The sequence below is a fragment of the Streptomyces recifensis genome, from assembly GCF_002154615.1.
In the GTDB taxonomy this organism is placed as follows: Bacteria; Actinomycetota; Actinomycetes; order Streptomycetales; family Streptomycetaceae; genus Streptomyces; species Streptomyces griseoluteus.
Map to the genome: position 1 here is coordinate 1 of NZ_MUNH01000702.1, position 3,414 is coordinate 3,414.

The following is a 3,414-nucleotide window of genomic DNA, read 5'->3' on the forward strand; positions in this document are numbered from 1 at the left end:
GCCGGGCCGTCGCCCACCTCGGCGACGAATGAGCGGTACTGCGGGGGCAGCTCGATGCCATGGCTGATCTCGAAGGCGCGGATCTCCGGCTCCGGGAGTGGGGGTCCCATTCGGTAACGGTGGGTATCCGCCCCGAAACGCTCCATGGCCCCGTCGAGGGCCGCGGCCTCCCGCAGGCGTGCTCCCACGGCGGTCCGCTCCCAGGCGTTCATGGGGGCCAATCTAACGAGGGCGGGCGACCTGTTGTGGCCCCGGTTCTCAGGCGACCGTGAGGCCGCCGCCCTCCTGGCGGCGCATGGCGTACTCGGAGTCGAGGGCCTCGCGGATGCCTGCGGCGACCGTGGGGTGGACCGGGAGGGCGAGGTGGCCGATGCCGCTGACGCGGATGTTGTGAGCCTCGAGGTCGGGGTGGTCGACGCAGGCCGCCTCCAGGGGGGCCATCACGGAGTCCAGGTCGCTCCAGAAACTGACGAAGCGGGTGCGGCAGCCCGGTGCCGGACGGGCCAGCTCCTGGATCACCGGCGAGTCGGGCCGCATCTGCCGGACGATCGGGTGCGCGTTGGCCAGCGGTATCGCGCGGGTCCCGGAGTGCGGGGTACCCAGGGTGACCACGGTGCGCACCCGGACGTCACCGCCGAGGCACTGCGCGTAGTACCGGGCGATCAGGCCCCCCAGGCTGTGGCCCACGATGTCCACCTGGACGCTGCCGGTGCGCTCGCAGATCTCCTCCACATGCCGGCCCAGCAGCTCGGCCGCGGTGCGGATGTCGCAGGTCAGGGGGGAGTAGTTCAGCGATTCCACCCGCTGCCTGCCGTGCTGGGCGAGGCTGCGGCGGAGCAGGACGAACACCGAGCGGTTGTCGATGAAGCCGTGCACCAGCACCACCGGCGGGCCGGTCGGCACAGGGAGTCTCGCCGTGCCCGCCGGCGCGGGAAGGGCGGCCTGACGGCGCTCCTGGGTGAGGCCGGTCGGGTACAGCAGCATGTGACCGGCCAGGATCGCGGCCTCCAGCGCGGTGGCCTTCACCAGCGTCACGGACACGGAGGCCAGTCTGCCGGGCCACAGACGTCGGCAGATCGGGAGGAAAAGTGGCAGTACCCCGGTGACCTTCATTGGCCGACCTCCTGTCGGCACGCGGGGGGCGGCTCTGTCCCCCGCGTGCCCTCATGTCCCACCATGTGATTTCCCCCTCGCCGGGTGCCGTGAAACAGTCCGCTGCGGGATGCTGTGGATAACGTTCGTTCACTTTCGACAAGTGGCGGAACGTGCCAGGTGTGCGGTACTTGTCGGTACGGGACGGAAGCGGACGCTTCCGCGGTCCCTTGACGGTGGTCCCTTGATGGAGGCAGTGATGGGTGTGGCAGCCGGTCCGATCCGCGTGGTGGTGGCGAAGCCGGGGCTCGACGGCCACGATCGCGGGGCCAAGGTCATCGCCCGCGCGCTGCGGGACGCGGGCATGGAGGTCATCTACACCGGCCTTCACCAGACGCCCGAGCAGATCGTCGCCACGGCGATCCAGGAGGACGCCGACGCGATCGGTCTGTCCATCCTCTCGGGCGCCCACAACACCCTCTTCGCGGCCGTCATCGACCTCCTCAAGGAGCGCGACGCCGCCGACATCCTCGTCTTCGGCGGCGGCATCATCCCGGAGGAGGACATCCCGCCGCTGCGCGAGAAGGGTGTCGCCCAGATCTTCACGCCGGGGGCGACCACCACGGCCATCGTGGAGTGGGTGCGGGAGAACGCGCGCCAGCCCGCCTCCTCCTCCTGAGCCCTCTCAGGCCGGGCCGTCCGGGGCCAGCTCGCGCACCATCGCCGCGCGCAGCCGCAGAGTGGTCGCCAGCCGCTGGAACGCCTCCGCCCAGTAGCCCCCGGCACCGGGGGAGGCGTCCTCCCGCTCGTCCGGCACGGCCAGCAGGCTGTCCAGCCGGGCCGTCTCGGCCGGGTCGAGGCAGCGCTCGGCCAGGCCCATCACGCCGCTGAAGCTCCACGGGTAACTGCCCGCCTCCCGCGCGATGTCGAGGGCGTCCACGACCGCCCGGCCCAGCGGCGCCGTCCACGGCAGAGCGCACACCCCGAGCAACTGGAACGCCTCGGACAGGCCGTGTCCGGCTATGAACCCGGCCACCCACGCGGCCCGCTCGTCCGCCTCCAGCGCGGCCAGCAGCTTCGCCCGGTCCGCCAGCGACACCGCGCCCGGCCCGCCCGCCTCCGGTGCCGACGGGGAACCCAGCAGTGTACCCCGGAGCAGATCGTCCCGCTGCCGTACGGCCGCCCGGCACCATGCGGCGTGCAGTTCGCCCTGCCAGTCGTCCGTCACGGGCAGCGCGACGATCTGCTCCGGGGTACGGCCGCCCAGCCGGTCCGGCCAGGTGTCCAGCGGTGCGGACTCGACCAACTGGCCCAGCCACCAGGACCGTTCGCCACGGCCCGCCGGAGGTCTGGCGGTCACGCCGTCGCGCTCCATCTCCGGGTCGCAGGCGGCCGGCGCCTCCACGACGATCGCGGCCGTGCTGCCGGTGTGGTCCAGGGCAACGCAGGTCGCGGCCCGCTGTGCCATCCGCGCGGCGAGCGCCGAGCCGGGCAGGGTGGACAGCAGCTCGGCCGCCGTCGCCCGGACGTTGCGGCTGCGGTCGCCGAGCGCCTCCTCCAGGAAGGGCTCGTCGTCGGCGGACAGGCCCGCGCGCAGCGAGTCCAGGAACATCAGCCGGTCCTCGGCCCGCTCCTGCGCCCAGGTCTCCGCCAGCAACTCCCGTGCGTCGGCCGGGGTCCGCGCGCGCAGGGCGGTCAGGAGGGCGACGCGTTCCGCGAACAGGCCCTCCCGCCACAGCCGTCGTACACCTTCCTCGTCCTCCGCGCCGGGCAGCGCCGAGGCGTTCCCGGAGGCCGAGCGCTGGGCGAACCGCCAGTCCGGGTTCAGCCGCGCCAGCCACAGGGCCCGCGCGCCCGCGAACTCCAGCGCGGCCGGGCGGAGATCGGTGCGGGCGCGGGCCGCGTCCAGCAGGGCGGCTCGCTGCATCGACCGGTGCTCGGCCACGGAGGCCGCTCGAATCCTTGGCACGCCCCCCACTTTACGGACCGGCCGGGAAACGCGGCAGGAGTCAGCGTCCGAAGCTCGCCAGCTTGGCCCGGAGCTGGAGCACCGACTTGGTGTGGATCTGGCTGACCCGGCTCTCGGTGACGCCGAGGACGTTGCCGATCTCGGCGAGGGTCAGTCCCTCGTAGTAGTAGAGCGTGACCACGGTTTTCTCGCGGTCGGGCAGGGTGTTGATGGCCCGCGCCAGGAAGCGGCGCAGCTCCCGGTCCTCGGCCACCTCGACGGGGTTGTCGGCGGCGGTGTCCTCCAGGGTGTCCATGAGGCTGAGCCGGTCGCCGCCCTCACCGCCGACGTGCAGCAGTTCCTCCAGCGCGACC

The 3,414-nt window shown here is 72.8% G+C and carries 4 protein-coding genes; 1 reads left to right on the forward strand and 3 read right to left on the reverse strand.

The window, feature by feature from the left end; translation table 11 throughout:
* Positions 1-258: 258 nt before the first annotated feature.
* Positions 259-1,113, reverse strand: a complete 855-nt coding sequence (locus tag CCN33_RS28595; RefSeq protein WP_086696300.1) for an esterase/lipase family protein — start codon at positions 1,111-1,113, stop codon at positions 259-261.
* Positions 1,114-1,351: 238 nt separating this feature from the next.
* On the opposite strand from CCN33_RS28595, the gene icmB reads away from it, so the two are divergent.
* Positions 1,352-1,771: a coenzyme B12-dependent isobutyryl CoA mutase small subunit gene (gene icmB, locus CCN33_RS28600; protein ID WP_086696301.1), complete on the forward strand. Its 420-nt coding sequence runs from the start codon at positions 1,352-1,354 to the stop codon at positions 1,769-1,771.
* Positions 1,772-1,777: 6 nt separating this feature from the next.
* Here the strand turns inward: icmB and CCN33_RS28605 are convergent, their stop codons facing one another.
* The gene (locus tag CCN33_RS28605) at positions 1,778-3,019 is read right to left on the reverse strand and encodes a DUF5691 domain-containing protein (RefSeq protein WP_244173968.1); all 1,242 of its coding nucleotides are present in this window, start codon (positions 3,017-3,019) and stop codon (positions 1,778-1,780) included.
* 82 nt (positions 3,020-3,101) lie between these two features.
* Positions 3,102-3,414 (reverse strand): sigma-70 family RNA polymerase sigma factor (locus CCN33_RS28610; RefSeq protein WP_140394720.1); only part of this gene is annotated, 313 nt, incomplete at its 5' end.